Source organism: Nonomuraea sp. NPDC050404, from assembly GCF_040655495.1.
In the GTDB taxonomy this organism is placed as follows: Bacteria; Actinomycetota; Actinomycetes; order Streptosporangiales; family Streptosporangiaceae; genus Nonomuraea.
This window is the reverse complement of record NZ_JBFAKB010000026.1, coordinates 17,682-44,556: the sequence shown is the minus strand read 5'-3', so window position 1 is coordinate 44,556 and position 26,875 is coordinate 17,682. Positions and strand designations below refer to the sequence as shown.

The 26,875-nt window shown below is 69.5% G+C and carries 30 protein-coding genes; 17 read left to right on the top strand and 13 right to left on the bottom strand.

The genetic code is table 11. From position 1 onward, the window contains the following. Nucleotides 1-167 precede the first annotated feature (167 nt). The 4 genes from AB0I81_RS48250 to AB0I81_RS48235 all read left to right on the top strand — a co-directional run bounded on the left by AB0I81_RS48250 (nucleotide 168) and on the right by AB0I81_RS48235 (nucleotide 3,203). Nucleotides 168-1,019 (top strand): ABC transporter substrate-binding protein, encoded by an 852-nt coding sequence (locus AB0I81_RS48250; protein WP_360673086.1) that lies wholly within the window; start codon nucleotides 168-170, stop codon nucleotides 1,017-1,019. Between the two features lie 3 nt (nucleotides 1,020-1,022). Then, nucleotides 1,023-1,850, top strand: a complete 828-nt coding sequence (locus tag AB0I81_RS48245; RefSeq protein ID WP_360673083.1) for an amino acid ABC transporter permease — start codon at nucleotides 1,023-1,025, stop codon at nucleotides 1,848-1,850. After that, a complete protein-coding gene (locus tag AB0I81_RS48240; RefSeq protein ID WP_360673080.1) occupies nucleotides 1,847-2,593 on the top strand; it encodes an amino acid ABC transporter ATP-binding protein in 747 nt (248 codons plus the stop codon). The genes AB0I81_RS48245 and AB0I81_RS48240 overlap by 4 nt, the downstream gene beginning before the upstream one ends. A 184-nt stretch (nucleotides 2,594-2,777) precedes the next feature. After that, entirely contained in the window at nucleotides 2,778-3,203 is a 426-nt protein-coding gene (locus AB0I81_RS48235; RefSeq protein WP_360673077.1) for a CGNR zinc finger domain-containing protein, read from the top strand. Between the two features lie 47 nt (nucleotides 3,204-3,250). Here AB0I81_RS48235 and AB0I81_RS48230 read toward each other — a convergent pair whose 3' ends face one another. Then, nucleotides 3,251-3,559 carry a S24 family peptidase gene (locus tag AB0I81_RS48230; RefSeq protein ID WP_360673075.1) on the bottom strand — a complete coding sequence of 103 codons (309 nt, stop codon included), beginning with the start codon at nucleotides 3,557-3,559 and terminating at the stop codon, nucleotides 3,251-3,253. Between the two features lie 89 nt (nucleotides 3,560-3,648). Here AB0I81_RS48230 and sodN point away from each other — a divergent pair, with 89 nt between their 5' ends. The 3 genes from sodN (at nucleotide 3,649) to AB0I81_RS48215 (ending at nucleotide 5,401) form a co-directional block, all read left to right on the top strand. Then, nucleotides 3,649-4,050, top strand: a complete 402-nt coding sequence (gene sodN, locus AB0I81_RS48225) for a superoxide dismutase, Ni (protein WP_360673072.1) — start codon at nucleotides 3,649-3,651, stop codon at nucleotides 4,048-4,050. Nucleotides 4,051-4,178: 128 nt separating this feature from the next. Next, entirely contained in the window at nucleotides 4,179-4,604 is a 426-nt protein-coding gene (locus AB0I81_RS48220; RefSeq protein ID WP_103964689.1) for an anti-sigma factor, read from the top strand. A gap of 17 nt (nucleotides 4,605-4,621) precedes the next feature. Continuing rightward, nucleotides 4,622-5,401 (top strand): RNA polymerase sigma factor SigF, encoded by a 780-nt coding sequence (locus AB0I81_RS48215; RefSeq protein WP_360673069.1) that lies wholly within the window; start codon nucleotides 4,622-4,624, stop codon nucleotides 5,399-5,401. A gap of 278 nt (nucleotides 5,402-5,679) precedes the next feature. Here the strand turns inward: AB0I81_RS48215 and AB0I81_RS48210 are convergent, their stop codons facing one another. Further along, entirely contained in the window at nucleotides 5,680-6,078 is a 399-nt protein-coding gene (locus AB0I81_RS48210) for a hypothetical protein (RefSeq protein WP_360673066.1), read from the bottom strand. 90 nt (nucleotides 6,079-6,168) lie between these two features. Here AB0I81_RS48210 and AB0I81_RS48205 point away from each other — a divergent pair, with 90 nt between their 5' ends. Next, entirely contained in the window at nucleotides 6,169-7,134 is a 966-nt protein-coding gene (locus AB0I81_RS48205; RefSeq protein WP_360673063.1) for a diacylglycerol kinase family protein, read from the top strand. A 269-nt stretch (nucleotides 7,135-7,403) separates the two neighbouring features. After that, complete coding sequence (locus AB0I81_RS48200) at nucleotides 7,404-7,658, top strand: WhiB family transcriptional regulator (RefSeq protein ID WP_360673060.1); 255 nt, start codon at nucleotides 7,404-7,406, stop codon at nucleotides 7,656-7,658. A 163-nt stretch (nucleotides 7,659-7,821) separates the two neighbouring features. On the opposite strand, the gene AB0I81_RS48195 is transcribed toward AB0I81_RS48200, so the two are convergent. Beyond that, nucleotides 7,822-9,291: a histidine kinase N-terminal domain-containing protein gene (locus AB0I81_RS48195; RefSeq protein ID WP_360673057.1), complete on the bottom strand. Its 1,470-nt coding sequence runs from the start codon at nucleotides 9,289-9,291 to the stop codon at nucleotides 7,822-7,824. 505 nt (nucleotides 9,292-9,796) lie between these two features. Between AB0I81_RS48195 and AB0I81_RS48190 the strand changes: the two genes are divergently transcribed. From AB0I81_RS48190 to AB0I81_RS48165, 6 genes are all read left to right on the top strand, one after another. Then, complete coding sequence (locus tag AB0I81_RS48190; protein ID WP_360673054.1) at nucleotides 9,797-10,516, top strand: GntR family transcriptional regulator; 720 nt, start codon at nucleotides 9,797-9,799, stop codon at nucleotides 10,514-10,516. Between the two features lie 92 nt (nucleotides 10,517-10,608). Further along, entirely contained in the window at nucleotides 10,609-11,325 is a 717-nt protein-coding gene (bioD, locus tag AB0I81_RS48185) for a dethiobiotin synthase (RefSeq protein WP_360673051.1), read from the top strand. 77 nt (nucleotides 11,326-11,402) lie between these two features. Next, entirely contained in the window at nucleotides 11,403-12,563 is a 1,161-nt protein-coding gene (locus AB0I81_RS48180; protein WP_360673048.1) for a sensor histidine kinase, read from the top strand. Continuing rightward, entirely contained in the window at nucleotides 12,554-13,210 is a 657-nt protein-coding gene (locus tag AB0I81_RS48175) for a response regulator transcription factor (RefSeq protein WP_360673045.1), read from the top strand. The genes AB0I81_RS48180 and AB0I81_RS48175 overlap by 10 nt, the downstream gene beginning before the upstream one ends. Beyond that, complete coding sequence (locus tag AB0I81_RS48170) at nucleotides 13,207-13,983, top strand: DUF4097 family beta strand repeat-containing protein (protein WP_360673042.1); 777 nt, start codon at nucleotides 13,207-13,209, stop codon at nucleotides 13,981-13,983. Before AB0I81_RS48175 ends, AB0I81_RS48170 begins: the two co-directional genes overlap by 4 nt. Nucleotides 13,984-14,041: 58 nt before the next feature. Beyond that, complete coding sequence (locus tag AB0I81_RS48165; RefSeq protein ID WP_360673039.1) at nucleotides 14,042-15,688, top strand: acetolactate synthase; 1,647 nt, start codon at nucleotides 14,042-14,044, stop codon at nucleotides 15,686-15,688. A 4-nt stretch (nucleotides 15,689-15,692) separates the two neighbouring features. Here AB0I81_RS48165 and AB0I81_RS48160 read toward each other — a convergent pair whose 3' ends face one another. After that, complete coding sequence (locus tag AB0I81_RS48160; protein ID WP_360673036.1) at nucleotides 15,693-17,285, bottom strand: serine/threonine protein kinase; 1,593 nt, start codon at nucleotides 17,283-17,285, stop codon at nucleotides 15,693-15,695. A 289-nt stretch (nucleotides 17,286-17,574) separates the two neighbouring features. On the opposite strand from AB0I81_RS48160, the gene AB0I81_RS48155 reads away from it, so the two are divergent. Then, a complete protein-coding gene (locus tag AB0I81_RS48155; protein WP_360673034.1) occupies nucleotides 17,575-17,991 on the top strand; it encodes a hotdog domain-containing protein in 417 nt (138 codons plus the stop codon). A 25-nt stretch (nucleotides 17,992-18,016) separates the two neighbouring features. Here the strand turns inward: AB0I81_RS48155 and AB0I81_RS48150 are convergent, their stop codons facing one another. The 7 genes from AB0I81_RS48150 to AB0I81_RS48120 form a co-directional block, all read right to left on the bottom strand. Then, nucleotides 18,017-18,229 (bottom strand): biotin/lipoyl-binding carrier protein, encoded by a 213-nt coding sequence (locus AB0I81_RS48150; RefSeq protein ID WP_360673031.1) that lies wholly within the window; start codon nucleotides 18,227-18,229, stop codon nucleotides 18,017-18,019. A 37-nt stretch (nucleotides 18,230-18,266) separates the two neighbouring features. Further along, nucleotides 18,267-19,625 (bottom strand): biotin carboxylase N-terminal domain-containing protein, encoded by a 1,359-nt coding sequence (locus AB0I81_RS48145; protein ID WP_360673028.1) that lies wholly within the window; start codon nucleotides 19,623-19,625, stop codon nucleotides 18,267-18,269. Nucleotides 19,626-19,864: 239 nt separating this feature from the next. Continuing rightward, nucleotides 19,865-21,160 carry an HD domain-containing phosphohydrolase gene (locus tag AB0I81_RS48140; protein ID WP_360673025.1) on the bottom strand — a complete coding sequence of 432 codons (1,296 nt, stop codon included), beginning with the start codon at nucleotides 21,158-21,160 and terminating at the stop codon, nucleotides 19,865-19,867. After that, nucleotides 21,157-22,512: an HD-GYP domain-containing protein gene (locus AB0I81_RS48135; RefSeq protein WP_360673022.1), complete on the bottom strand. Its 1,356-nt coding sequence runs from the start codon at nucleotides 22,510-22,512 to the stop codon at nucleotides 21,157-21,159. Before AB0I81_RS48135 ends, AB0I81_RS48140 begins: the two co-directional genes overlap by 4 nt. 222 nt (nucleotides 22,513-22,734) lie before the next feature. Then, nucleotides 22,735-23,676 (bottom strand): NAD-dependent epimerase/dehydratase family protein, encoded by a 942-nt coding sequence (locus AB0I81_RS48130; RefSeq protein ID WP_360673019.1) that lies wholly within the window; start codon nucleotides 23,674-23,676, stop codon nucleotides 22,735-22,737. Nucleotides 23,677-23,705: 29 nt separating this feature from the next. Beyond that, on the bottom strand, nucleotides 23,706-23,972 hold the full coding sequence (gene rsrA, locus AB0I81_RS48125; RefSeq protein ID WP_360673016.1) for a mycothiol system anti-sigma-R factor: 267 nt from the start codon (nucleotides 23,970-23,972) through the stop codon (nucleotides 23,706-23,708). Beyond that, the gene (locus tag AB0I81_RS48120) at nucleotides 23,969-24,574 is read right to left on the bottom strand and encodes a sigma-70 family RNA polymerase sigma factor (RefSeq protein ID WP_132510087.1); all 606 of its coding nucleotides are present in this window, start codon (nucleotides 24,572-24,574) and stop codon (nucleotides 23,969-23,971) included. Before AB0I81_RS48120 ends, rsrA begins: the two co-directional genes overlap by 4 nt. Nucleotides 24,575-24,807: 233 nt before the next feature. Here AB0I81_RS48120 and AB0I81_RS48115 point away from each other — a divergent pair, with 233 nt between their 5' ends. Then, nucleotides 24,808-25,557: a methyltransferase domain-containing protein gene (locus AB0I81_RS48115; protein ID WP_360673013.1), complete on the top strand. Its 750-nt coding sequence runs from the start codon at nucleotides 24,808-24,810 to the stop codon at nucleotides 25,555-25,557. 76 nt (nucleotides 25,558-25,633) lie between these two features. Here the strand turns inward: AB0I81_RS48115 and AB0I81_RS48110 are convergent, their stop codons facing one another. After that, entirely contained in the window at nucleotides 25,634-25,966 is a 333-nt protein-coding gene (locus AB0I81_RS48110; protein WP_360673010.1) for a TraR/DksA family transcriptional regulator, read from the bottom strand. 155 nt (nucleotides 25,967-26,121) lie between these two features. Continuing rightward, nucleotides 26,122-26,868 (bottom strand): SOS response-associated peptidase, encoded by a 747-nt coding sequence (locus AB0I81_RS48105; protein ID WP_360673007.1) that lies wholly within the window; start codon nucleotides 26,866-26,868, stop codon nucleotides 26,122-26,124. Nucleotides 26,869-26,875: the final 7 nt, after the last annotated feature.

The following is a 26,875-nucleotide window of genomic DNA, read 5'->3' as shown; positions in this document are numbered from 1 at the left end:
GGTCACCCGTCTCCCCATAGTGCCACATGGTGAGATGGTGTTCGGTGTCGCGGCCGACGCCGTTCTGTTGACGCATCGTTAAATCTCTGATGACAGGTCTCCACAAAAGCCCATCTAAACTGCACAAAACGCAAGTTTCATGGCATTTCACTACGAGGAGGCCGCACATGGCCCTCAGACCCCAGGGCCGCCGAGGCTACGCGGCCGGCGCCATCGCCTTGGCCGCTGCCCTCACGCTGACCGCGTGCGGCAGTGAAAGCGGCACGGACTCCGGCACGACCTCCGCCACCGCCGCCGGCGGCGCACAACTGGTGCAGCCGGGCAAGCTCACGGTCTGCACGAACATTCCCTACGAGCCGTTCCAGTTCAAGGACGAGACCGGCAAGATCGTGGGCTTCGACGTCGACATCGTCGACCTGGCCGCGAAGAAGCTGGGCGTGACCCAGAACATCGTGGACATCGACTTCGCCGTGATCAAGAGCGGCGCCGCCATGGCGGCCAAGAAGTGCGACGTCGCCGCGGCCGGCATGACGATCACCGACGAGCGCAAGAAGAACATCGACTTCTCCGAGCCCTACTTCGACGCCACGCAGGCCCTGCTGGCCAAGAAGGGCACCGGCGCCAAGTCGCTGGCGGACGTCAAGTCCAAGGGGCTCAAGCTGGGCGGCCAGGCCAGCACGACCGGCCTCGAATACGTCAAGAAGAACGGCTTCCCCGACGTCACCGAGTACGCCGACTCCGCCAAGGAGCTGCTGGCCCTGCAGGCCGGCCAGGCAGACGTGATCGTCCAGGACCTGCCCGTCGTGCTCACGTGGCTGAAGAAGCCCGAGGTCGCCGAGAAGTTCGAGCTGATCACCAGCCTCGACACCGGCGAGCAGTACGGCATCGGCCTGAAGAAGGGCGCCGACCCGGTCCTGCTGAAGACGATCAACGAGGAGATCGCCAAGGCCAAGCAGGACGGCACCTACGAGAAGATCTACGTGAAGTGGTTCGGCAAGAAGCCCGGCGAGCTGGGCTGATCCATGGCCGACCAGCCGAAGACGGCTGAGCCTGGGCGCGCCAGGCTCAGCCCTCGGAAGAAGCAGCAGGTCAGCCGGGGCGTCCAGTACGTCGTACTGGCAGCCGCGCTCGTCGCCGTCGTGCTGTACGCCGACTGGCCCAGCCTGGCACAGAACTTCGCCAAAGCCGACGTGGCGGCCGAGGCGCTGCCCGACCTGTTCACCATCGCGCTGCGCAACACGATCATTTACGCGGTCGGGGGATTCGTTCTCGCCTTCGTGGCGGGCCTGCTGCTGGCGCTCATGCGGCTCTCGCAGGTCCGGCCCTACCGGTGGATCGCGATCGTCTACATCGAGATCTTCCGCGGGCTGCCCGCGCTGCTGATCTTCCTGCTGATCACGTTCCTGCCGCTGGCGCTCCCGGGCTTCCAGGTGCCGGGCGGCACGTACGGACAGGGCATCCTCGGCCTCGGCCTGGTCGGCGCGGCCTACCAGGCGGAGATCTTCCGCGCGGGCCTGCAGGCCGTGCCCAAGGGGCAGACGGAAGCCGCCAGGTCGCTGGGCATGTCCGCCACCCGCGCCCAGGTCACGGTGGTGATCCCGCAGGCCATCAGGATGGTCATCCCGCCCACCACCAACCAGTTCGTGGCCCTGCTCAAGGACTCCTCGCTGGTGCTGTTCCTCGGCGTGTCCGGTGAATACGTCGAACTGGCCAAGTTCGGCAACGACCTGGCCTCCCAGCACGCCAACGCCACGCCCATCATGGTCGCCGGCCTGACGTACCTGATCGTCACGATCCCTCTGGGTTACCTCGCGTCCCGGCTGGAAGGACGCAAGGGGAGGACCCCATGACCACCCACGCCATCGAACTGCGCGACCTGCACAAGCACTTCGGCAAGAACGAGGTGCTCAAGGGCATCGACATGACCGTGGACCCTGGCCAGGTGGTCTGCGTCATCGGGCCTTCGGGGTCGGGCAAGTCCACGCTGCTGCGCTGCGTGAACCTGCTGGAGACACCCACGAAGGGCAAGGTGTTCGTGGAGGGCGTCGAGGTCACCGACCTCGACGTGGACATCGACGCGGTACGCCGCCGCATCGGCATGGTCTTCCAGCAGTTCAACCTGTTCCCGCACATGACCGCGCTACAGAACGTCATGATCGCCCAGCAGCGCGTGCTCAAGAGGAGCAAAGGTGAGGCCGAGGTCATCGCCAGGGACAACCTGGAGAAGGTCGGCGTCGGCGACAAATGCGACTCGTTGCCCGGTCAGCTCTCCGGCGGCCAGCAGCAGCGGGTCGCGATCGCCAGGGCGCTGGCCATGAGCCCGAGCCTGATGCTCTTCGACGAACCCACCTCGGCGCTCGACCCCGAGCTGGTCGGCGACGTGCTCACCGTCATGCGCAAGCTGGCCGAGGAGGGGATGACCATGCTCGTGGTCACCCATGAGATGGGCTTCGCGCGCGAGGTGGCCGACCGGGTCGTGTTCATGGACGGCGGCGTGGTCGTCGAGGACGGCGCGCCCGCGCAGGTGATCGGCGCACCCCAGCAGGAACGCACCCGCTCGTTCCTGCGCCGCGTCCTGCACCCCGAGGAGTAGCAGCGGCGAAGGGCGGGCGGCTCTGCGCGGGCAACTCCCGCACAGAGCCGCCCGCACAGAGCACAGAGCCGCCCGCACAGAGCACAGGACCACCCGCACAGAGCAGAGGACCACCCGCACAACAGGACCGCCCGGCGGGGCGGATCCGCTCATGGGGCGCCGCCTTCTGGTGTAATACACTGGGATGGATCTGACCTCTTACGCCGAGTGGGCGGTCCGGCTGGTCAACGACCCGGACCCGCCACCCGAGCTCGTACCGCTGCGCGACGAGCTGGCCGCAGTCTTCGACGCGGCGGCCGACGAGCAGGCCATGGCCCTGCGGCTCAACGCCCTGCTGGCGCGCTATCCCGTACACCCCCAGCTCTCCGACCACGACGGTCACGGCTGGCACCTGCACCTGGCCGAGGATCCGGCCGCGACCGCCGTCATGGGCCTGGCCGCGGTCGTCGCCGAGCTGGGCGCGGACCGGCTGGGTCGGTGCCGCGACCCGCGCTGCGGCTTGGCCTTCCTGGACACCTCCTCCAACCGCTCGCGCCGCTACTGCTCGGCCCGCTGCGCCAGCCGCGCCAACGTGGCCGCCTTCCGCGCGCGCCGCAGGAACGGCACCTGATCCAGGGGAACTCCTCAGGAACGGCGTTTGAAGGCCCCTGAGAGCCCTCAGCGCGGGCGTCGCCTTCCCAGGGGCCTCAGAGGCCAGTAACGCAGCACCACGCGCCCCACGATGTCCTGGACCGGCCCGAAGTCCCAGCTGTCCCGCCGCCCGCCGGCCCGCTGGTTGTCGCTCTCCAGCCACCACCCGTCCGCCCCGTGCCACTGCGCCCGTTTCACTATGAGCTGATCGGGATCATCGGGAAGCTTGGCCACCACGAGGTCGCCCGGATGCACCGTGGCCCCCCGGCGTACCAGCAGCCAGTCACCGGGAACCAGCGACGGCCGCATCGAATCCCCTTCGACACGCACTCTCATAGGCGTTGACCCCCAACTCCGCAGTCCTTGCGACACGAGTAAGGTCGGTTGTGGACCAAGCTGATTCAGCATCCAGGAAGGACTTTCTGATGCTCGCACGACTGCTACGACCCAAGCATGTCGCTTCCGCACACTGCGACCTGCCCTGTGGCGTCTACGACCCCGCTCAGGCTCGTATCGAGGCCGAGTCGGTCAAGGCGATCATGGAGAAGTACGCGGCGAACGAGGACCCGGTCTTCCGCGCCCGCGCGATCACCATCAAGGAAGAGCGCGCCGAGCTCGTCAAGCACCACCTCTGGGTGCTGTGGACCGACTACTTCAAGCCGCCGCACCTTGAGCAGTACCCTCAGCTGCACCAGCTGTTCTGGGACGCCACGAAGCTCGCGGGCGCCGCGGGCGGCAAGGGCACCGTGGACGTCGCCAAGGCCGAGGATCTGCTGGGCAAGATCGACGAAATCTCCAAGATCTTCTGGGAGACCAAGGCCGCCTAAAACGGCACATAAGGCTCTGCGCGGTGGCAGACCGCGCAGAGCCTTTTCCGTTGATGGCGAGTCTGAATCGTCCAAGCACCTCTCAGGGGCGGTAAGTTGCAGTCAGCGTCGGAATCGCGAGGAGGAACGTGACCGAGGAAACCGAGACGCGCGCGGAGGGCGTGGCCGGCATCCGTGACGTGGTGAGCATCAGGCTCCCCGCGGCGAGTGCCTACCTGTCTGTGCTGCGTACGGCTACCGCCGGCCTTGCGGCGCGGCTTGACTTCACCCTGGACGAGATCGAGGATCTGCGTATCGCGGTCGATGAGGCCTGCGCGATGCTGCTGACCGAGGCGGTACCGGGCACCGACCTGACCGCGGAGTTCGAGCTCACCGGACAGGAGATGCAGGTCAGAGTCGAGGTGGCGACCGTCGGCAGCTCCGCTCCCAAGCGGGACGACTTCGCCTGGATGGTGCTGACCGCCCTGGCCGACGACGTCGACGCGGTGACCGACTCCCCGGACCGCATGGCGATCGTCCTGCGTAAGCGCCGAGGCGCGGCGAGGCCGGCGTGACGGAAAGGACTGGAGCCATGGCCACCAGCGAACACGCCGTGCCCGACAGGGTCCGCGCCCGCATGCTCTTCGCCGAGCTGGCCGAGCTGGGCCCTGAGGAGCCGCGCCGCCAGCGCATCAGGGATGAGCTGGTCGAGCTTCACCTTCCCCTGGTCGAATATCTGGCCCGCCGCTTCCGTAACAGGGGCGAATGGCTTGACGACCTCACGCAGGTCGCCACGATCGGGCTGATCAAGTCCATCGACAGGTTCGACCTCGCCCGCGGCGTGGAGTTCTCCACCTATGCCACGCCCACCATCGTCGGTGAGATCAAGCGGCACTTCCGCGACAAGGGCTGGGCGGTCCGCGTGCCGCGCCGCCTGCAGGAGCTGAAGCTCTCGCTGACCAAGGCAATAAGCGATCTGTCGCAGCGCGAGGGGCGTGCCCCGACCGTGGCCGAGCTGGCCACCTACCTCAAGATGACCGAGGAGGAGGTGCTGGAAGGGCTGGAGTCGGCCAACGCGTACTCGACGGTGTCGCTGGACGCGCCCGACTCGGGAGACGACGACGCTCCGGCGGTCTCCGACTCGCTCGGCATCGTGGATGAGTCGCTGGAGGGCGTCGAGTACCGCGAGTCGCTCAAGCCGCTGCTCGAACGGCTGCCGCCGCGCGAGAAGCGCATCCTGCTGCTGCGCTTCTTCGGCAACATGACGCAGTCCCAGATCGCCACCGAGCTGGGCATCTCACAGATGCACGTCTCCCGCCTGCTTGCCCGCACGCTGGCACAGCTGCGTGAGGGCCTTACGGCAGACGACTGATCTTTTGCACTGCGACATGGTCGGCACCCGCCGCACGGCAGACGACTGATCTTTTACGCTGCGACATGGTCGGCCACCCGTCGCACTCCGGCTGATGGCCCTCCAGGAAACGGCCTCTGACCCTTCACCGGTGGCCCGCCGTCACGCGAGCCCGAGTTGCCCGGTTACGTGGTTCCAAGCCGACCTCGCGGCGGGTGGCCCGGCCACCCGTCGCAAAACCTTCGGGCGTTGCCCGAAGAGGCAAAACCTTCGGGCGTTGCCCGAAGCCCGCAAGGCCCTCAGGCGTTGCCCGAAGCCTCGTCGCCGTAGAGCGCCTCCGTGGTCGGAGGCATCAACAGGGTCACCAGACCCGCCAGGGCCACGACGATCAGTGGGATCCCGAGCTGTGGCTGGTTCGAGGTGATCAGCGTGCCGGCGACCGGCAGCATGAAGATCTGCGTCAGCACGGCGGGCGACCTCCCCCACCGCTCCAGCCGCAGCAGCCCTCCCCCGGCCACCCAGAGCAGGCCCGCGCCGATCAGCAGGCCGAACACCGCCTCGGCCACCGCGGTGGTCATGTCGGCCGGTGTCCCGGTGACGGTCTCCACCGCGACGAAGACGCCGAGCCCGAGCGCGATCAGCCCTTCGAGGGCGACGACCGCGGCGGCGATGAGGAGGGTAAGCGGGCGACCGTTCACACTGCGTACCCTACCTCTCGGGACGGGCGGGCCGGGAAATGGGACGTTCGGCCGATAAGGCGGACAATGATCACCGGCTAGGCTGGCGCTATGCGCGCAATGCTGCTGGTCAATCCCAAGGCCACGACCACGAACGCTCGCACGCGTGACGTGCTGATACGCGCGCTCGGCGCGGCCGTGGACCTGTCCGTCGAAGAGACCCGCTATCGCGGTCACGCAGCGTCACTGGCCGCCACCGCTCGTTCCAAGGGCTACGACGTGGTGGCGGTGCTCGGCGGCGACGGGACGATCAACGAGACCGTCAACGGGCTGCTCAACCCGGTCAACGGCGAGGAGATCCCGCCCGGCGGCGACCCCAGCGCGGGCCGCCCGGGGCTCATCGTCATCCCCGGCGGCAGCGCGAACGTCTTCGCCCGCGCGCTGGGGCTGCCGAACGACCCGACGGAGTCCACCGGTCAGGTGCTTGAAGCGCTGCGGGAGGGCCGGCGCAGGACCGTCGGCCTGGGGCAGGCCCTTTGGGAGGGGCAGAGCCGATACTTCACCTTCTGTTCGGGAATGGGATACGACGCAGAGGTTGTACGGGCCGTGGAGGGCCTGCGGGGCACCGGGCGTAAAGCTACCCCTACGCGGTATGTGAACACGGCTCTGCGGCACTATCTGGCCACGGACAAGCGGCATGCGCCGATGACCGTGACCGGCCCGGGGATCCCTGACGGCGGGGGCGTGTTCATGGCGATCATCTCCAACACCTCGCCGTGGACGTACGTCGGGACCAAGCCGGTGCGGCCCACCCCGTGGGCCGGTTTCGAGACGGGGCTGGACCTGCTGGGGATGCGGCGGATGGGGCCCATGACGCTCGCGAAAGTGATCAGGCACATACTCACGGAGAGTGACATCCTCCCGTCCGGCCGGCACCTCGTACAGCTCCACGACGAGCCCGAGTTCACCCTCACGGCGGACCGCCCCGTGGCCTTTCAGCTGGACGGGGACTACCTGGGCGAACGCGAATCGGTGACATTCCGCTCTACACCGAACGCGTTACAAGTTCTGGTCTAGCTGGTTACATTCGGTCATTGTGTGACGCATCCGACATCCATAACCGCCAAAACTTCCCACCAACCCTCTTGCGTGCACTCTGCGTGGCTGACAGGCTCGACCGTGACGTCCGAACGTAGGACCTTTAACCCCAGGGTCCTCCGGATGTCGGCGGGCGACCCCGGTCCTCACAGGATCCGGGTAATTGTTCGCGCGAGTTAGTGAAACTCTTCACAAAGTAGTAGCCGCACGGAGCCGACCAAAGGCTCCATCTACTAAGGAGTGAACGCATGGACTGGCGCCACCGAGCTGCCTGCCGTGACGTGGACCCCGAGCTGTTCTTCCCGATCGGGAACTCCGGTCCGGCAGTCATGCAGATCGAGGAGGCCAAGCAGGTCTGCCGTTCCTGCCCGGCCGTCGATGCCTGCCTGAAGTGGGCCCTGGAGTCCGGCCAGGACGCCGGCGTCTGGGGCGGTCTGAGCGAGGACGAGCGCCGCGCACTCAAGCGCCGCACCGCTCGCGCCCGCGCCCGCCTCACCGCCTGACACCTGCTATCTAAGACCCATTGTCTAAGACCCACTGTCGGACACCCATTGTCGGACACCGCCGTCCGACACCCACTGCCTGACGTCTCCGACCGGCACGCCCCCGGCTTCCACGCGCCCTTCCACGCGACACCGTCAGCTCTCAGCTGCCAGCTCTGAACTGTCAGCCGGCAGGGAGCGGGATCGACAGCGCGACCTCCGTGCCGCCTTCCAGGCGCGGCTCGACGGCGAGCCGCCCGGACAACTCCCCCTCCACCAGCGTTCGCACGATCTGCAGCCCCAGACTGGTGGATGTGTCGAGGTCGAAGCCATCGGGAAGGCCCTGCCCGTCGTCCATGACGGTCACGTTCAGCCGTTCCTGCGCGGGCTCGACCAGTACCTCCAGCCGCTTGGGCCGGCCATGCTGCAACGCGTTCTGCAACAGCTCGGTCAGCGCCATGGCCAGCGGTGTGGCGATCAGCGAGGGCAGCACGCCGAACTCCCCCACCCTGCGGGGCAGGACGGCCACCTCAGGGGAGGACACCTCCCCCGCCATCGCGATCACCCGGTCCGCGATCTCGTCGAAGTCCACGAACTCCTCCGGCGCGTGAGAGAGCGTCTCGTGCACGATCGCGATCGACCCGACCCGGCGTACCGCCTCCTCCAGAGCTTCCCGGCCCTCGGGCACCTGAAGACGTCTGGCCTGCAGCCTGAGCAGGGCGGCGACGGTCTGCAAGTTGTTCTTGACCCGGTGGTGGATCTCGCGGATCGTGGCGTCCTTGGTCATCAGCTCGCGCTCGCGCCGCCGCAGCTCGGTGACGTCCCTGATGAGCACCAGCGCGCCGATCCGGCCGCCGCCGACGATCAGCGGGATGGCCCGCAGCTGCACGATCGTGCCGCCGGACTCGACCTCCGTCTCCTTGGCCGCGCGCCCGCTGGCCACGATCATGAGGTCCTCGTTGATCGGCTCGTCCGAATAGCACAGCGTGGCGGTGACCCGGCCCAGCTCGGCGCCGACCAGATCGGCGTGCAGGCCGAGCCTGCGGTAGGCGGACAGGGCGTTCGGGGAGGCGTAGGTGACGCGCCCGGCCCGGTCGAGGCGCAGCAGGCCGTCGCCGACGCGCGGCGAGCGCACCAGGATCGGCTCCTCGCCGGAGAACGGGAAGCGCCCCTCCGCCACCATCTGCGCCAGGTCGGAGGCGCTCTGCAGGTAGGTCAGCTCCAGGCGGGACGGCGTACGGGCCGAGGACAGGTTCGTGGAGCGCTGGATGACCGCGAGGAAGCGGCCCTCGCCGCCCTCGACCGCGCGGCGCACCGGGATGGTCTCCTCGCGCACGGGCACGCCGGTGGACCAGTCGGGATCGCCCTCGCGGCAGATGCGGCGCTCGTTCCATGCGGTGTCGATGAGGTGCCGCTCGCCCCTGGCCGCGACGGTGCCGACGATGTCGTCGTGGTAGACGGTCGGGCCGGTCGTGGGGCGCATCTGGGCGATGGCGATCCAGCCGTTCTCCCCCAGCAGCGGCGCCCACAGGATCAGGTCGGCGAAGGACAGGTCGGCCAGCAACTGCCAGTCGGAGACCAGCGAGTGCAGCCAGTCGAGATCCACCTCGTCAAGCGCGGTGTGGCGGGCTACGAGGTCGCTGAGAGTCGGCACGAGTGCATCATGCGTGCTTTTCCCCGCGACAACCAAACCGACCCTCGGTGCGACGGCCGCGATCGGCCCGCGCGACGGACGTGGTTCGCCCACCCGGCATGGCCCCTGCGGACGGGGCCCGCCCGAGCGCCAGGGCGCATAGTGCGACATTGTCCGGCCAACTGGACTTTTCCCGAAATCTCATATTGTGAGAACCATCACACAGCGCAAGCCGCCCGCTTCAGGAGCGGGGCGGCGAGGGCGAGCCGGAGGTGATCCGCACGGGCAGGTGGTGCTCCCGCGACACGGCGCGTGAACTGGCCTCGGTTGCGATCGCGCACGCCGCTGGGGATATCCTTCACCATCAACCTGAGCTGCCCGGATCCGCATGCGCCCACACCCGCGCACGCCCGGCGCCGGTCGGCCGCCTCAGCCCGCGGTTGACCGCTCGGGCCAAAGTGAGTTCCGATGATCTCGCGGTGATCAGACACGCCCTCACCGCCGTGGCAGAAGTGAAGGTGAGAGCGTGACAGACGACAGCCCCCGCGTGCCGAAGTACTACGACGTGAAACGGGCCCTGCTCGAGCTCACCAAGAGCCTGTCACCCGGCACGGCTCTGCCGCCCGAGCGCACGCTGGCCGTACGGTACGAGACCTCGCGCACCACGGTCAGACAGGCGCTGACCGAGCTGGTGGTCGAGGGGCGGCTGCTGCGCATCCAGGGCAAGGGCACGTTCGTGGCGCAGCCCAAGGTGGCGCAGGTGCTGCAGCTCACCTCGTACATCGGGGACCTGCGCACGGCCGGTCTGGAGCCGGACACCAAGATACTGGAGATCGGCTACATCACCGCCGACGAGGCACTGGCGCGGCGGCTGGCCATCAACCCCGGCGGGCGCGTGCTGCGCATCCACCGCCTGCGGCTCGCCAACGGCGAGCCGGTCTCGATCGACACCACCCACCTGTCGGCACGCCGCTTCCCCCGGCTGCGGCGCGAGCTGGAGGTGCACGCCTCGTTGTACGAGACGCTGCACAACGCCTACAACGTACGGCTGACCGACGCCGAGGAGATCATCGAGACCGTCCTGGCCACCCCCTACGACGCCAAGGCGCTCGGCGTGGACGTCGGCCTGCCGATGTTGCTGCTGACCCGCCACGCCTTCGACGCCGACGGCAACCCCGTGGAGTGGGCGCAGTCCCTCTACCGCGGCGACCGGTACAAGTTCGTCACCCGCCTGCGCCGCCCATGACCGTTCCCTCTGGCACAGGAAGCCGCCCATGACCGTTCCCACTGGCACAGGAAGCCGCCCATGAACGTTCTCGTTGCAGCACAGGGCCGCCCATGAGTGTCATCGTCGTCACGGGAACCGGCTCCGGCGTGGGCAAGACGGTCGTGACGGCGGCGCTGACCGCGCTGGCTCTGCGCCGCGGGTCCGCGGCGGCCGTGATCAAGCTCGCCCAGACCGGGCTCACCCCCGACCGCCCCGGCGACGTGGACGAGGTCATCCGGCTGTCCGGCCTCACCACCACCTTCGAGCTCGGCCGCTTCCCCGGCCGGCTGCCGCCCGCCGCCGCCGCCAGAGCCGCCGGTACCCCGCCCGTGTCGCTGGCCCGGGCCGCCAACCTGGCACGCGAGCTGGCCGAGAGCAACCGCCTGGTGGTCGTGGAGGGCAACGGCGGCCTGCTCGACCGCTACGACGAGGACGGCGCCACCGCCGCCGACCTCGCACGCACCCTGCGGGCCCAGGTCCTCGTCGTGGTACGGCCGGGCGGCGACACCGTCAACCACACGGCACTCACCCTGGAATCGCTGGCACACCGCGGGCTCGACCTCGCCGGCATCGTCATCGGCCGCTGGCCCGCCACCCCGGACATCGGCGACCTGAGCAGCGTGGCCGACCTGGAGATGCTGGGCGCCAGACCGCTGGCCGGAGCGCTGCCGGAAGGGGCGGGCCGGCTCGACCGCAGGGCGTTCACCGAAACGGCGCGCGAGAGCCTGGGCACGACGCTGGGAGGCGTCTTCGACCCCGCCGCCTTCAGGCAGCGCCACAGCGCCTGATGGTGGGGTTAGCCCCACCATTCACCAGCACACCAGACCCATTCCACGCACGCGCGCAGGTCAATACCGTTGAGTCCATGAAAGTCCCCCGGCCGTGGTCGGCACGGGCCTGGCTCGACACGGCACACGTGATCATCGGTCTACCCGTCGCGGTGTTGCTCGGCGGGCTGACGGTCCTGCTGGCCGTGGCGCCGCCGCTGCTGCTGCGGGCCGTACCGCTGTTCACCAGGGTGCAGCGCTCCAGGTTCCACGCCTTCCTCGGCTTCCGCATCCCGCCCATGCCGGCCCCGACCCGCTGGCGGCGGCGCGCCACGTGGCGGCAGATCGGCTACCACCTGCTGTCGCCGCTGGTGGGTCTGGTCGGGGCGGTCCTGGTGGCCTTCGCGTGGGGCGGGGCGGTGGTGGGGCTGCTGTCGTTCCTGGCGCCGAAGATGCAGGAGCCGCCGCTGGAGTTCCCGCTGGATCTCAGGGACAACAGGGTGATGGCGGCGTACATGCTGGTGGGTCTCGCGTTGCTGCTGCTCGCGCCGTTGCTGGCGCGCGGCATGGCGGTGCTGGACCTGTCGGTGGCGCGTACGTTGCTCGGGCCCAGCCGTACCGAACTGGGGCAGCGCATCGAGACGCTGACCGAGAGCCGGGCCGGCATGATCGACGCGGCCGACGCCGAGCGCCGCAGGATCGAGCGGGACCTGCACGACGGCGCCCAGCAGCGGCTGGTCTCGCTGGCCATCAACCTCGGCCTGGCCAGGGCCACGCTGACCGACCTGCCCGAGCCGGCCCGCGAGGCCATCGTGCAGGCGCACGAGGAGGCCAAGCTGGCGCTCAAGGAGCTGCGTGACTTCGTCCGCGGCCTGCATCCGGCCGTGCTCAACGACCAGGGACTGGACGCGGCGCTGTCGGGCGTGGCCGCCCGCGCCCCCTTCCCGGTGAAGCTGAGCGTCGACATCGAGCGGCGTACCACTCCGACCATCGAGGCGGTGGCCTTCTTCATCGTGTCGGAGGCGCTGACCAACATCGCCAAGCACGCGGCGGCCACCAAGGCGCAGGTGAGCGTGCGGCGCGAGCGCGACCGCCTGCACGTGCTCGTCTACGACGACGGGTGCGGCGGTGCCAGGATGGACGGCGGCACCGGCCTGCGCGGGCTGGCCCAGCGGATCGACTCCGTGGACGGGACGCTGCGGCTGTCCAGCCCGCTGGGCGGCCCTACGACGATCGAGGTGGAGCTGCCGTGCGAGTAGTGCTCGCCGAGGACTCCGTGCTGCTGCGCGAGGGACTCATCCGGATCCTGGCCGCCGCCGGCATGGAGGTGGTCGCGGCCGTGGAGGAGGCGGAGGGGCTGCTGCGTGCCGCCGAGGAGCACCGGCCCGAGCTGGTCGTCACCGACGTCCGGATGCCGCCCACGCACACCGACGAGGGCCTGCGGGCCGCACTCGTGCTGCGCCGCCAGCAACCACAGCTGGCCGTGCTCGTGCTCTCCCAGTACGTCGAGGAGCGCTACGCCGCCCAGCTTCTCGCCTCCGCGGCGACCGGCGGCGTCGGCTACCTGCTCAAGGACCGCGTGGCGGACGTGACCGAGTTCATCGGCGCGCTGCGGAGAGTGGCCTCCGGCGGCACCGCCCTCGACCCGGAGGTCGTCGCCCAGCTCCTGGTGCGCGGCAACAGCGACCCGCTGGAACGGCTGACGCCCAGGGAGCAGGAGGTGCTCCAGCTGATGGCGGAGGGCCGCTCCAACGCCGGCATCGGGCAGGCCCTGGTGCTCAGCGAGGGGGCCGTGGGCAAGCACATCGGCAACATCTTCGCCAAGCTCGGCCTGTCGCCCGACGAGGGCGACCACCGGCGGGTGCTGGCCGTGCTGCAGTTCCTCAAGATTCGGAGCCTCCCATGAGGGCCCTGTGGCTGACGGCGGGCGCCGTGGCGACCGCGATCGCGCTGCTGATCTCCACCGCGTCGCTCTGGTCCATGTTCGCCTCGGCCCGCGAGCCGAGGGAGCACACCTCGCGGTCCATCCCGCTCGACCACAAGGCCGTGCAGATCAGGACGGGCAAGGGCCAGGTGGACCTCTTCATCACCTCCGGGCAGGCCGGCGAGCTGCGCATCGACCGGTATCTGCAGTGGTCGAAGGACCGGCCGACGGTGACCGAGGACTGGGACGAACGCACCGGCACGCTCCTGCTCGACGCGGTCTGCCGCGACCACGACCAGCCGCAGGGCCCCACCTGCCGGGCGAGCTACACGCTGTTCGTGCCACCGGAGGTCGATGTCGAGGCCGGTACGGTCGGCGGCGCCGTCGCGGCCGACGATCTCTTCGGCAGTGTGCGCCTGACGTCCGTGGCCGGCGACATCCGCGTGACCACCCTCTCCGGCGACCTCTGGGCCAGGACCGGCACGGGCGACGTCGTCGCCGAGTCCCTCCGCGGCGAGCGGGCCGACGTGGAGGCCGGCTCCGGCGACCTGCGGGTGACCTTCCAGAGCGCGCCGTCGCAGGTCAGGGCCGTCGTGCGCACCTCGGGGGACGTCGACGTGTGGGTGCCGAGAAACGTGTACGCCGTGACCGCCGAGGGCGTCAACACCACGCTCAGCGTCAGGCACGACCCCGACGCCTCAAGGAAGATCGTCGCGACCACCAAGGACGGCTATGTGAGCGTCTGCTGCCGCTGAAGGTCGTTCCAATGGTCAAAGCCTGTTTACCCGTGTGACTGATTGGTAAGTTCCCGGCATGGAGTCTGCGAAGCACGCCGGTGACGCCGCCGTCGCCGTGTCCAAGGCCTATGGCGTCGAGACCATGTTCACCCTGTCGGGAGGGCACGTCTTCCCCCTCTACGACGGCGCGGTCCACGAGGGCATGCGCATCCTCGACGTACGTCACGAGCAGAGCGCGGTCTTCGCCGCCGAGGCGACCGCCAGGCTGACCAGGAGTCCGGGCCTGGCCGTGCTGACCGCCGGTCCCGGCATCACCAACGGCGTCAGCGGCGTCGCGACCGCCCATTTCAACGGCTCCCCGGTGGTCGTCCTGGGCGGCAGGGCGCCCCAGTCCCGCTGGGGCAGCGGCGCGCTGCAGGAGATGGACCACCCGCCGCTGCTCGACCCGATCACCAAGCTGTCGTTCACCGCGAGCGCCGCCGACTCCGTCGGCCAGGACGTCGAGATGGCCTTCCGCACCGCGGTCGCGCCCCACCGCGGCCCGGTCTTCCTCGACATGTACATGGACCACCTGTTCGCCCCGTCGCCGCTGCACGAGGTGCGCACGCAGTCCCCGTCCCCGCTGGAGCCCGACCCCGAGGGCCTGGCGGGCATCGCGCGGCTGCTGGCCGAGGCCGAGCGCCCGGTGCTGGTCTACGGCTCCGACGTGTGGATGGACCGCGCCGAGGAGGCCGCCCGCGACTTCGCCGAGACGTGGCGGCTGCCGGTCATCCCCAACGGCCAGGGCCGCGGCATCCTGCCCTCCGGCCACGAACTGCTCGTCACCCGGGCCCGCGGCCTCGCCTTCGCCCAGGCCGACCTGGTGATCGTGGTCGGCACGCCGCTCGACTTCCGCCTGGGCTACGGCTGGTTCGGCGGCAAGGACGGCGCGCCGCTGGCCAAGGTGGTGCACATCGCCGACGCGCCCTCGCAGCTCGCCACACACATGCAGCCGGCCGCCGGCGCCGCGGGTGACCTGTCGGTGGTGTTCTGGGGCCTCGGCACGGCCTGCGGCGAGGCCGGGATCAAGCCCGACAGGTACTCCTCGTGGGTGTCGAAGCTGTCCGAGGCCGCCGCCGCGGCCATCGCGGGGGACGCCGAACTGCTGGCCGCCGACTCCGACCCGATCCACCCCATGCGCGTGTACGGCGAGCTGGGCAAGGTCCTGGCCGACGACGCGGTGGTGATCGGCGACGGCGGCGACTTCGTCTCCTACGCCGGCAAGTACGTCGAGCCGAAGCAGCCGGGCAACTGGCTGGACCCCGGCCCGTACGGCTGCCTCGGCACCGGCCTGGGCTACTCCATCGCCGCCCGCCTGGCCAGGCCCTCCTCGCAGGTGGTGCTGCTGCTCGGCGACGGCGCCGCCGGGTTCTCGCTGATGGACGTCGACACCCTCGTCCGCCACAAGCTCCCCGTCGTGATGGTCTGCGGCAACAACGGCATGTGGGGCCTGGAGAAGCACCCCATGCAGATGTTGTACGGCTACGACGTGGCCGCCGAGCTGCAGCCCCAGTGCCGCTACGACCAGGTGGTGACCGCGCTCGGCGGAGGTGGCGAGCTGGTCACCAAGCCGTCGGAGATCGGGCCCGCGCTGCGCAGGGCGTTCGACTCCGGCATCCCGTACATGGTCAACATCGCCACCGACCCGGAGATCGCCTACCCCCGCAACACGACGGGGGTGTGAGCGGCTACTGCTGCGGCTTGGGCGAGGTGGTCGGCGTGGGCGACGGCGAGGTGTCGTCCGGGCAGGCGCTGTCGATGACGATCAGCTCGACCACCGAGCCCTTCTTCACCGACGTGCCGGGAGCCGGCACGGTCTGCTTGATCCTGCCGCAGCTCAGGCCGTCGGTGGTGGAGGTCTGGTCGATGAGCTTCGACTCGAGATCCGCCGCGATGATCATGGGCTCGCCGTCCAGGAACCGCTTGCCGACCACGTCGGGCACCAGCACCTTGTCCGCCGACGGCGTGGGAGAGGGCGACTTCGACGGCGTCGGGCTCTTGCTGGGGGTGCTGGTGGGCGTCCTGGTCGGCTTGGTCTCCTCCGGCGTCGGATCAGGCCTCGTCGGCTTGGTGATGACCGGCCGGGGCGTCGTCCTCGCGGTCGTGGGCTCGGGTTCCTCGGTCTTGGGCGGCGGCGTGGTCTGCACGACCTTGTCCTCGCCGCCCTCGTTGGGGGCACTGACCGTCGGAGGCGTCTCGATGGAGGTGGTGGTCATCCCGGTCAGAGCGACGGCGGTGGCGCCCGCGCCGAGCACGACCGCCGCGGCGATGGCCGCGATCAGCCCGGTCCTGCGCGGCGCCTTGGCCGCGCGCCGGCTCCCGCGCCGGTCGGTCACCGACGTGTCCTCGTGCGCCATCCTGGCGCCCGTCTTGTAGGGATCGGTGTCGGACTGCCCCGCCTGGTGGTGCTGGCCCGTCTGCTGGTGGTGCTGGGGCGGCTGCTGGTACGCCTCCTGAGGAGGCGCCATCGTGACACCGGTGGTCAGCTCGGGCACGGCGGGCGTCTGCCCGTTGGCGATCGCCCGCGCGGCCTCGCTCATCGCCCTGGCGCTGGGGTAACGCCTGGCCGGATCCTTCGACAGCGCGATCTCCACCAGCGTTCGCACCGACTGCGGGATGTCCTGGGGCAGGGGTGGCGGGGCCTCGCGGATGTGCTTGAGCGCGATCGTCACCGCGCTGTCACCGTCGAACGGCCGCTGGCCGACCAGGCACTCGTACGCCACCACGCCGAGCGCGTAAATGTCCACCGCGGGCGTCACGGGAGCGCCCTCGGCCTGCTCGGGCGCGCAGTAGGCGGCGGTGCCGAGCACCATGCCGGCGTCGGTGAGCCGGCTGGCGATGTCGGAGCGCGCGATGCCGAAGTCGGTCAGCACGAGTGTGCCGTCGCGCTGCACGAGCAGGTTGCCCGGCTTGACGTCGCGGTGCACGATTCCCTGGTCGTGCACGGCCTGCAGGGCCGAAGCGGCCTGCGCGATCAGCTCCATGGCCGCCTGCGGCGGGATCCGCCCCAGCCTGGCCAGCAGCCGGTCGAGCGGTTCGCCGTCGACGAACTTCATCACCAGGTAGACGGTGTCTCCGCTGACGCCGTAGTCGTAGACGTCCACGACGCCGGAGTGGTTGACCGTGGCCATCGCACGCGCTTCCCCCTGAAAGCGAGCGACGAACCCGGGGTCCTCCATACGGCCGGGGAGCAGCACCTTGACGGCGACGGTGCGCGCGAGCACGACGTCCTCGCCACGCCACACCTCGCCCATGCCACCGGCGCCGATGCGGGTATCCAACCTATAACGCCCCGCCAGCGTCGTCCCTTGGGCCACCATGATTCCCCCGTTACCCCCCTACGTCCGAAACCGTCCCCCGCCCCGCGGATCTCCAACAAAGCGAAGTTTTGTCGCGGACAGGTAACACAGTGGTCACGGAACTCAGAGAGTGTACGACTCACGTGTCCCAGATGCCACTCAAATGCCTCAAGCCGTACAAAGCCTATCTTGGAGCCTTCCGCCCGCACTTGTCCGCGTTTCTAGGAAGTCAGCGGCAGTGCGCGAATGCCGTCCCCCTTAGGCTGAGCCCATGACGCTCGCTCCTGGTCTGCGCTCCCAACTGCTCGTCGTGGTCGAGATGAACGACACAGCGAAGGCGATCGGCAGCGGAGACGTGCCCGTGCTCGCCACTCCCCGGCTGCTCGCGCTGGCCGAGGCGGCGACCGTGCGCGCCGTCGAGCGGCATCTCGCGCCCGGCCAGACATCCGTCGGCACCCGGGTGGAGCTCGACCATCTGGCCGCCAGCCCGCTCGGGGCCCGTGTCCGGGTCGGCGTGGAGCTGACCCGGGTGGACGGCCGGCGCCTGGTCTTCGCCTTCGAGGCCCACGAGGAGCACGGGGAGCCCGAGACGTACGAGGAGCGCGGCGGGCGGACCGTTGTCGGCAAGGGCACGATCGAACGCGTGGTGGTCGATCGTGCCAAGTTCATCGCCCGCGCCACTCGATGACGGCGACCAGGCCGCCTTCCCCGGGCTACTCGATGACGGCGATCAGGTCGCCTTCCTGGATCACGTCGCCCTCGGCGACCTTCAGCTGCGCGACGACCCCGTCGTCCTCGGCGATCACGGGGATCTCCATTTTCATGGACTCGAGGATGACCAGCGTGTCGCCATCGGAGACCGTGTCACCCTCGCTGACAACGACCTTCCACACATTCGCGACCATCTCGGCACGTACCTCAGCCACCGGGACTCCAATCTTTAAGTGATCCAACAATCTCAGCCTAGGCTCGCATGCGCGCGACCAGGCCCGTGTCGTAGTCGCCGGTGACGAACTCCGCGTTCTCCAGCAGCTCCGCACAGAATGGCAGGTTGTTCTTCGGTCCCTCAACGGTGAATTCGGCCACCGCCTTGCGGCCCTTCTGCAGCGCCTCGGCCCGGTCGGAGCCGAAAACGCAGAGCTTGGCCATCAGCGGGTCGTAGAACGGGGTGACGGTGTTGCCCGACTCGTAGCCGGAGTCCACCCGCACGCCATCGCCGACCGGCTCCTCCCATGCCGTGATCTTGCCCGGGCCGGGGAAGAACCGCTTGGGGTCCTCAGCGTAGACCCGGAACTCGATCGCGTGCCCACGGGGCTCGGCCGGCACCTCGGGGCTCTCCCCAGCCGCGACGCGCAGCTGCAGCTCGACCAGGTCGGCGCCGGTGACCAGCTCGGTGACCGGGTGCTCCACCTGCAGCCGGGTGTTCATCTCCAGGAAGACGAAGTCCTGCTTGTCGGCGTCGACCAAGCACTCGACCGTGCCCGCGCCCAGGTAGCCCACGGCCTCGCCGGCCCGCACGGCCGCGGCCAGCATGCGCTCGCGCAGCTCGGGGGTGATGCCGGGCGAGGGAGACTCCTCGACGACCTTCTGGTGGCGGCGCTGCACCGAGCAGTCGCGCTCACCCAGCGCCACGACCTTGCCGCCGGGCAGGCCCAGGATCTGCACCTCGACGTGGCGGGCCCGCTCGATGTAGCGCTCCAGCAGCACGGCGGGGCCGTCAAGCGCGTCGCCGCCGGAGAACCTGGCGGCCGCCCTGGCCGCCTGCTCGTACGCCTTGGCCAAGCCCTCTTCGTTGTGGGCCACGCTCATCCCGATGCCACCGCCGCCGCCCGCGGTCTTGACCATGACCGGATAACCGATGGTCTCGGCCGCCCTCAGCGCCAGCGACAGGTCGGTGACCGGTTCGCGGGTGCCCGCCGCGACCGGCACGCCCGCGGCCTCCATGAGGTTCCTGGCGTTGATCTTGTCGCCCATCTTGTCGATGGCCTCGGGCGACGGGCCGATCCAGGTCATCCCGGCCTCGATGACGGCGCGGGCGAACGCGACGTTCTCGGCGAGGAACCCGTAGCCGGGGTGGATCGCCTTCGCGCCGGTCGCGCGGGCCGCCTCCAGCACCTTCGCCGCGTCGAGGTAGCTCTGCGCGGGGTTGGCGGGCCCGATCTGCACGGCCTCGTCGGCCTCGCGGACGAACGGCAGGTCGGCATCGGCCTCGGAGTGGACCGCGATGGCGCGCAGGCCCATCCGCTTGACCGTGCGGATGATCCGCCGCGCGATCTCCCCTCGGTTGGCGATCAGAACGGGTCCGAGCGTCTCAGTAAGCACGCCGACCACCCTATGGCCGCCACCGCTCTGACCTATTCCCCCTAAACCACCGATCCGGACTGCCCAATCTGTAGGAACCCTACAATTGTGAGTCCCCGGAAACACGATAGGCGGCCCGCTGACTGTAGAGGTCGGACGCGGACACCGGTAATTCGGTTTTAGGGGTCATCGGTGCCGAAGATCAGGGGCGGCCGCGACAGTGGCCCGCGAACCGTGGCAAACAGGTGGGAAACAGGGGGTCAAACCCGGCCGCGGTCGATCACGAGGGCGAGCGCCTCGACCGCATGGGCATCGTACGCGCTGCCCGACGACAGCCGGATGCGCTCCAGCGCCGCGCCGCCCCGATCACGGTCGGTGGAGGGCCCCACCAGATCGTCGTAGGCGTTGGCGACCTTGATGATGCGGCTCGACAGCGGCGGGTCGTCGGAGATCGGGTCGCACTGCCGGCTGACCACCTCGGCCACCCGGTCCAGCACCCCCGTCTGCCTGATCACCTCGGCGCCCAGCTCGGCGATCCGGCGGGCCTGCTCGGGCTCGGTCAGCACGGTGGCGCCGCCCGGGATCGGGTCGCGCAGCGAGAGCTGGCCGATGTCGTGCATCAGCGCCGCGTACTCCAGCTCCAGCAGTTCGGGCTCGGCCATGCCGAGTTCCCTGCCGATGGCCACGGACAGGCGGCTGACCCTGCGCGAATGGCCCGGCTCCACGTAGCCGCCGACCTCCGTGACCCGCGACAGGGCGCGTACGGTCTGCAGGTAGGTGGCCCTGATGCCCGCGTACTTGCGGAAGGCCACCTGCGTGACCAGCAGCGGCGCGGCGAAGACCAGCAGCGCGACCAGGTCCATGCTGTGCGTGGCCAGCGCGAGCAGCACGCCGGACGAGCCGACCGCGGCGCCCAGCGCGAAGGCCATGTTGACCTCGTCGCGCACGGCCACCCTGAACGAGGTGCGCACCTGCTCGGCGCGCAGCAGCGCGGCGATCAGCACGTCGATCAGCAGGGTGATCGCGATGAGCGCCACCATCACCATGAGCGCCGGCCACCACGTCCTGGTCGGCGGCTTGGTCAGCTCGTAGAGCGGCTCGGCCAGCGGCCGGAACGCGAAGGCCAGCAGCGCGCTGGTGAGCAGCCGCCTGGCCATCGCGTCCAGGCGCGGTGGTCGGCCGACCGCCAGATGCGGGAGCGCTCCCGCGATCATGCCGACCGCGATCACCGCCACCACCTGCAGCGCGGAGTGGGTCAGCGGGTTCTGGCTGAGGTCGAGCAGCAGCGTGTAGCCCAGCGCGGCGGCGGCGCCGATCGGCGCGACCTCCCTGTTGCCCGGCATGGTGAGCCTGGCCAGCTCACCGACCGCGATCAGCGCGCCGAACCCGACCGCGATCTCGGGCCGGTCGAGCCCGACCGCCGCCGTGTGCGCCACGCCCGCGATCGCGACCAGCCCCGCCACGCAGATGAGCAGAAGCTGACCGGAGTCGAGCCGGCGCAGGACAGTGTGCAGGGACCGCTCGGTGGTACGCCTGACGCGCTCCGTGGTGATCATGAGCCCGTCACGACCTGGATGGGCATGGTCGGGTCGTCGTGGTCCTTGATCGGCGTGCCGGCGGCCTCCGGGGGCGGCGGCTCCACCCGGCGCTGCGGCTGCCACGGCTCGTGTTCGAGCGCGCGGATGAAGGCCGCCACCATCACCGGGTCGAAGTGGGTGCCCGCGCTCTTGCGCAGCTCGTCCACCGCCTCGGGAACGGGCCTGGCGCCACGGTAGGAACGGTCGGAGGTCATCGAGTCGAACGCGTCGGCCACCGCGATCACCTTGGCGAACTCGGGGATCTCATCGCCCGCCAGCCCCATCGGGTAGCCGGTGCCGTCGTGCTTCTCGTGGTGGTGCATGATCCCGGCGTAGGCCTCGTCGAGGAAGCCGATCCCGCGCACGATCTCCAGGCCGCGCATCGGATGGAGCTGGATCGCGGCGAACTCCTCCTCGGTGAGCGGCCCCTCCTTCTGCAGCACCTTGGTGGGCACGCCGAGCTTGCCGACGTCGTGCAGCATGCCCGCGTAACGGATGGCGCGCACCCGTTCGAGCCCCATGCCGATCTCCTGAGCGATCATGGAGGAGGCGTGCGAGACGCGCGTGCAGTGGCCCCTGGTGTAGTAGTCCTTGGTCTCCACGGCCTGGCACAGCGCGGCGATGGTGGCGTCGTAGGAGCGCTGCTGGGCGTGGTACTGGCCGAACGCCCACCGCGCCACGAACAGCGGCAGCAGCACCAGCACCGCCGAGATCGACGCCACGGTGGCCCACAACCCCGCCACGAGCAGCCCGAACGTGCCGTATCCCAGGTAGGACAGCAGGAACTGCGCCATGCCCCGCATCGGCACCTCGGTGGCCCGCACCCGGGTGGCCAGGCCGACCATGGTGAGCGTCAGCGCGATGTTGAGCGGCACGAAGACCGCGGTGGCGGCGGCGTAGGGGCCGATGAGGTCGTCGAAGGCGTTGACCTCCGGCACGCCCACCTCGCCATCCAGCGCCATGTACACGCGCCCGGCCACGAAGCCGCAGATGGCGAACTGGGCGCCGTTGAAGAGCCGTTTGACCAGCGGCAGCCCCGGCCGCACGCTCAGCGTCGCGGTCAGCCCCACCAGCGCCGCGCCCTCGGGGCCGATCAGCACCACGGCCGCGAGCGAGGCGGAGAAGCTGACCGACACCGCGAACTGCTCCACGTTGAGCAGCGTCGGCATCGACTCGCACACCAGGAACAGCAGGGCCAGCACCAGGAGGATGTCGAAGTGCCTGGTGACCACGGGAGCGCCGGAGACGATCATCCCGCGTACGACGAGAGCGGCCGCCGCGCCGATCACGGCGACCAGATAGGCCCTTGCGGGCCACGGCAGATCACGCATTGCGGCCCCCCACGGCGTTCAGGTCCAGGACACCCCAGGAGGCACCGCCCCGCCGATCAGCATGACCACCGCGGTGGCGAGCATGATGGCCGTGAGCAGCCGGACGACCGTAACCTTCGACATCCAGATGCCTCCACGTCGACTTCGTGGGGTTCACGCTACAGAAGTCGACGTGGTCGTATGGGCCGAGTCGCAAATCGCAAGCAAAGCGTAATCAACCAACTACTTCACGCGACGGCTCGCCGCCCACTCGACGGTCTTCTTCACACCCGTCGACAGGTCGGTACGGGGCTGCCAGCGGAGCCCTTCGTGCGCCGGCACCGGATCGACCGCCATCGCCGGCAGGTCACCCACGCGCGGCGGCGCGAAGCCGGGCTTGTCCTGCGCGCCCGCCGCGTCCGCGATCAGCGAGTGCAGCCTGCGGTCGGTGGTCTGGATGCCGGTGCCGAGGTTGAACCGGCGTCCGTTACCTTCCCCGCCGCACGCCCTGACGAAACCGTCCACCACGTCCTCGACGAAGATGTAGTCGCGGGTCTGGGTGCCGTCGCCGTACAGGACCGTGGGCGTGCCGCTGAGCAGGGCGTCGGTGAAGATCGCGACCACGCCGGCCTCGCCCTCCGGCGACTGGCGCGGGCCGTAGACGTTGGACAACACCAGCGTGGTGTACTCCATGCCGTAGAGCGCGCGGAAGGTGGCGAGGTAGATCTCGCCGCTCAGCTTCGAGGCCGCGTACGGCGAGCGCGGGTCCGTGGCCGCGTCGCCCGGCACCGGGATGGCCGCGGGACGGCCGTAGACGGCCACGGAGGAGGCGAAGACCACCTTACGCGTGCGCCCCTCGTGCGCCGCGGCCAGGACGGCCGCCGTGCCCTCGACGTTGAGCCTGGCGTCGTGCGCCGGGTCGGCCACGCTCTTGCGCACGCTGATCTGCGCCGCCAGGTGGCAGACGACCTCCGGCTGCCGCTCGGCCATCAGCCTGGCCAGCGCGGGGTCGCGGATGTCCATCTCGTGCAGCCGGAACCGCTCGCCGGCCGCCGCTCCCGCCAGGTTGTCCCTGCTGCCCGTGGACAGGTCATCGACCACGTCCACCTCGTGACCGTCCGCCAGCAGCCGATCGACGAGATTGGACCCGATGAACCCGGCACCCCCGGTGACCAAAACGCGCATGGGCGAAATCCTAGTCCGCCGGGCCCCTGTCAGTCGGCCAGCTCGGACCGTACCTGCGCGATCCGGTCCAGGACTTTGGCGCGCAGGTCCGCGGGGACCGGGTCGCAGCCGCAGTGCTTGTGCACGAGCGCCTTGATCGCCTTGTCCAGGTCGTATTCCTTGAGGCAGGGGCTGCACTCGTCGAGATGCACGCGGACCTCGGCGATGTCCCCCTTGGTCAGCTCGCCGTCGAGGTAGGCGTACACCTTGTCGAGGACCTCGCGACAGTCGGTGTCATGTGGGTTGCCACAGCTCATTTCGATCCCTCCGCCGGGACCAGGCCACGCTCGCGAGCATAATCCTCAAGGAGGCCCCGGAGCTGCCTGCGTCCTCTGTGCAGCCTCGACATCACGGTGCCGATCGGAGTGCCCATGATGTCGGCGATCTCCTTGTAGGGGAAGCCTTCGACGTCGGCCAGGTAGACGGCGATCCTGAACTCCTCGGGCAGAGCCGCGAGCGCCTGCTTGATGTCCCCGTCGGGCAGGTGCTCCAACGCCTCCACCTCGGCGGACTTCAGACCGCTTGAGGTGTGGGACTCGGCCCGCGCAAGCTGCCAGTCCTCGATCTCCTCGGCGCCCGACTGCTTCGGCTCGCGCTGCTTCTTGCGATAAGAGTTGATGAAGGTGTTGGTCAGGATCCGGTAGAGCCACGCCTTGAGGTTGGTGCCCTGCTGGAACTGATGGAACGACGCGAACGCCTTTGCGAAGGTCTCCTGGAGCAGGTCCTCCGCGTCCGCGGGATTTCGGGTCATCCGGAGCGCGGCGGAGTAGAGCTGCTCGAGATACGGCATGACGTCGCGCTCGAATCGCTCGCTTCGCTGCTCCAGCGTCTCCGCGCCTGTCGCGGGCACCGGACCCACCCCCCTAAGATCACCGGTGGCCGGCTGTGGCGGAACACCGTACTCAGGGGAGGATACCCGCTGGCCCGTGACCAGTCGGTCAGCGGGCTGGGGTTCTACCAATGTGAGCATGCTCGTCGCAACACGCCCGCGCCCTTGTCTGTTCCCGCAAGATAGAAGGTACGAAGGACCCGGTGCGGGGAACGTCATACGTACCGGCTGGTAGCCCTTTTTCCGGAACTCAGGAGTCGCGTGTGCTGCCCATTCCGGCCGAGGAACTGAACGGCTCAGGGACGCTCGGGCCGTACTGGACCTTCTACCGCGCCGTCGCCGCCGAACAACTGACCCGATGGCTTCCCGGCGAACCCTCCGTCGTCCTCGACCTGTCCGGCGGCCGCGGCAGATGGTCGGGCCAGGCCGCCAGGGCGGGGCATCGGGTGATCGAGGTGGTCGATTTCCGCCGTACCGTCGATGGCCAGTCCCGATTGCGCGACCTGCGCGACGCCGACCGCGTCCGGCACGTGCGCGCCGACGACCTGGCCTTCCTGCCCGACGCGAGCGTGGACGCCGTGCTCGCCGAGGAGCGGGCCATGTCCGTCGAGCTGATGGCCGAGTCGGCGATGAGCGACGTGGCCAGGGTGCTGCGGCCCGGCGGGCGGGCGCTGGTATGCGTCGACTCGCTCGTGCTGGGCATGGCGATCCTGGCCGAGCAGGAGCAGTGGCAACACCTGCGGCAGACCGGCGAGGTCATGCTCGTGCCGTGGCCCGACGGCAGCATCACGCGCTGCTTCAGCAGCACGCAGCTGCGCGAACTGCTGGCCGGGGCCGGGCTGGAGGTGGAGTGGATGCGGCCGCGCACGGTGCTGTCGCCGTCCACGGTCGACCACGTGCTCAGCTCCGACGCGCGGGCGCTCAACTACCTGGTGCGCACGGAGCTGGAGGCCCAGCCGAACGACGACGACACCGTCGGCATCCACCTGGTGGCCAGCGCCCGCCGCCTCTGACGGCGGCTCCCTTTGACGGGTGACCCGTCGCTGTCGCGGCCGCGCCGCCGTTCTTCGTGTCCGGCGGCGTACGCGCTCAGCGGCGGCGTTCCTGCTTGCCCTGGCACTGCACGCAGCGCGAAGCCTCGGGACGGGCCTCCATCCGGCCCTCGGGCACCGGCCTGCCGCAGTCGACGCACCTGCCGTACACGCCTTCGTCGATGCGCTTGATCGCCTCCATGATGGCCTGGCGCTGCGTGGTGGCCGCGGTCAGCATGGCCTGGGCGCGGTCGGCGTCGGTGAGGTCCGAGCCGGCGTCGGCCGCCGAGTGCTCACGTACGGCGACGGGGTCTCCCTGGAGGACCCCGATCGAACGATCCAGTTCCGCGAGCATGTCTTCCAGCCGCTCACGAGCGGTCGTGACGTCCACGAATCCGCACCTCCGGGTAAATGAGGGCAACCCGCGGCGAGGACTTCCCCGGTCGTCCCGCCCGGTGCAATTAGGGGGCTTTTAGGCGGTGACACCGAGTAAACGGATGCATCGCTTTCCTCACCGGATGCCCAATAACAGTGCTTCTTACACCTTTAGAAAAGGGCGGTTTCCTCTTCTTCAGGGAGAGGTTTGATGAGGTCTGGGCCATTGTTTCGCACGTTGTTGACCTCCGTGGAGACCGCGTACGCGGTCAGCCGCCCCGGCTCGGCGGGCACCAGCAGCCGCCCCGCCTGCTCGGTGTCGGTCAGCTTGGGGTCCAGCCACTCGGCCCAGCGGTCCTGCTCGATCATCATGGGCATCCTGTCGTGGATGCGGCCGAGTTTGTCCTCGGCGTTGGTGGTGATGACGGTGCAGGTGACCAGCCACTTCAGCGGGTCGTCGTCCTCGCGCGAGGGGTCCTTCCAGAACTCGTACAGGCCCGCCATGGCCAGCACCCCGCCGTCGGCGGGATGGATGAAATACGGCTGCTTCTTCTTCTTTTCGCCCTCGACCGGCATCCACTCGAAGTAACCGTCGGCCGGCAGCAGGCATCTGCGCTTGGCGAACGCCTGGCGGAATGACGGCTTCTCGGCCAGCGTCTCGGCCCTGGCGTTGATCATCCGCGAGCCGATCGACGGGTCCTTGGCCCATACCGGGACCAGGCCCCACTTCACGATCCTGAGCTGCCGCACCGCCCGCTCGGCCTCCTTGGGCACGCGGCTCAGCACGGCGTAGACGTTCTTGGTCGGCGCGACGTTGTAGTCGGCCCCGAGCTCCTTGTCGGGCTCGCCGTCCTGCTCGACCTGGAACTCCTCGAGCAGCTCGTGCTTCTTGCGCGCCGAGGCGTATCTACCGCACATGACCCCA

Coding starts and splice junctions, on each gene's coding strand:
- AB0I81_RS48180 (WP_360673048.1), top strand. CDS start 11,403: ATGAAAGTCCCCCGGCCGTGGTCGGCACGGGCCTGGCTCGACACGGCA.
- AB0I81_RS48250 (WP_360673086.1), top strand. CDS start 168: ATGGCCCTCAGACCCCAGGGCCGCCGAGGCTACGCGGCCGGCGCCATC.
- AB0I81_RS48170 (WP_360673042.1), top strand. CDS start 13,207: ATGAGGGCCCTGTGGCTGACGGCGGGCGCCGTGGCGACCGCGATCGCG.
- AB0I81_RS48215 (WP_360673069.1), top strand. CDS start 4,622: ATGGCCACCAGCGAACACGCCGTGCCCGACAGGGTCCGCGCCCGCATG.
- sodN (WP_360673072.1), top strand. CDS start 3,649: ATGCTCGCACGACTGCTACGACCCAAGCATGTCGCTTCCGCACACTGC.
- AB0I81_RS48135 (WP_360673022.1), bottom strand. CDS start 22,512: ATGCGTGATCTGCCGTGGCCCGCAAGGGCCTATCTGGTCGCCGTGATC.
- AB0I81_RS48230 (WP_360673075.1), bottom strand. CDS start 3,559: ATGAGAGTGCGTGTCGAAGGGGATTCGATGCGGCCGTCGCTGGTTCCC.
- AB0I81_RS48200 (WP_360673060.1), top strand. CDS start 7,404: ATGGACTGGCGCCACCGAGCTGCCTGCCGTGACGTGGACCCCGAGCTG.
- AB0I81_RS48245 (WP_360673083.1), top strand. CDS start 1,023: ATGGCCGACCAGCCGAAGACGGCTGAGCCTGGGCGCGCCAGGCTCAGC.
- AB0I81_RS48140 (WP_360673025.1), bottom strand. CDS start 21,160: ATGATCACCACGGAGCGCGTCAGGCGTACCACCGAGCGGTCCCTGCAC.
- AB0I81_RS48155 (WP_360673034.1), top strand. CDS start 17,575: ATGACGCTCGCTCCTGGTCTGCGCTCCCAACTGCTCGTCGTGGTCGAG.
- AB0I81_RS48165 (WP_360673039.1), top strand. CDS start 14,042: ATGGAGTCTGCGAAGCACGCCGGTGACGCCGCCGTCGCCGTGTCCAAG.
- bioD (WP_360673051.1), top strand. CDS start 10,609: ATGAGTGTCATCGTCGTCACGGGAACCGGCTCCGGCGTGGGCAAGACG.
- AB0I81_RS48240 (WP_360673080.1), top strand. CDS start 1,847: ATGACCACCCACGCCATCGAACTGCGCGACCTGCACAAGCACTTCGGC.
- AB0I81_RS48205 (WP_360673063.1), top strand. CDS start 6,169: ATGCGCGCAATGCTGCTGGTCAATCCCAAGGCCACGACCACGAACGCT.
- rsrA (WP_360673016.1), bottom strand. CDS start 23,972: ATGAGCTGTGGCAACCCACATGACACCGACTGTCGCGAGGTCCTCGAC.
- AB0I81_RS48235 (WP_360673077.1), top strand. CDS start 2,778: ATGGATCTGACCTCTTACGCCGAGTGGGCGGTCCGGCTGGTCAACGAC.
- AB0I81_RS48130 (WP_360673019.1), bottom strand. CDS start 23,676: ATGCGCGTTTTGGTCACCGGGGGTGCCGGGTTCATCGGGTCCAATCTC.
- AB0I81_RS48105 (WP_360673007.1), bottom strand. CDS start 26,868: ATGTGCGGTAGATACGCCTCGGCGCGCAAGAAGCACGAGCTGCTCGAG.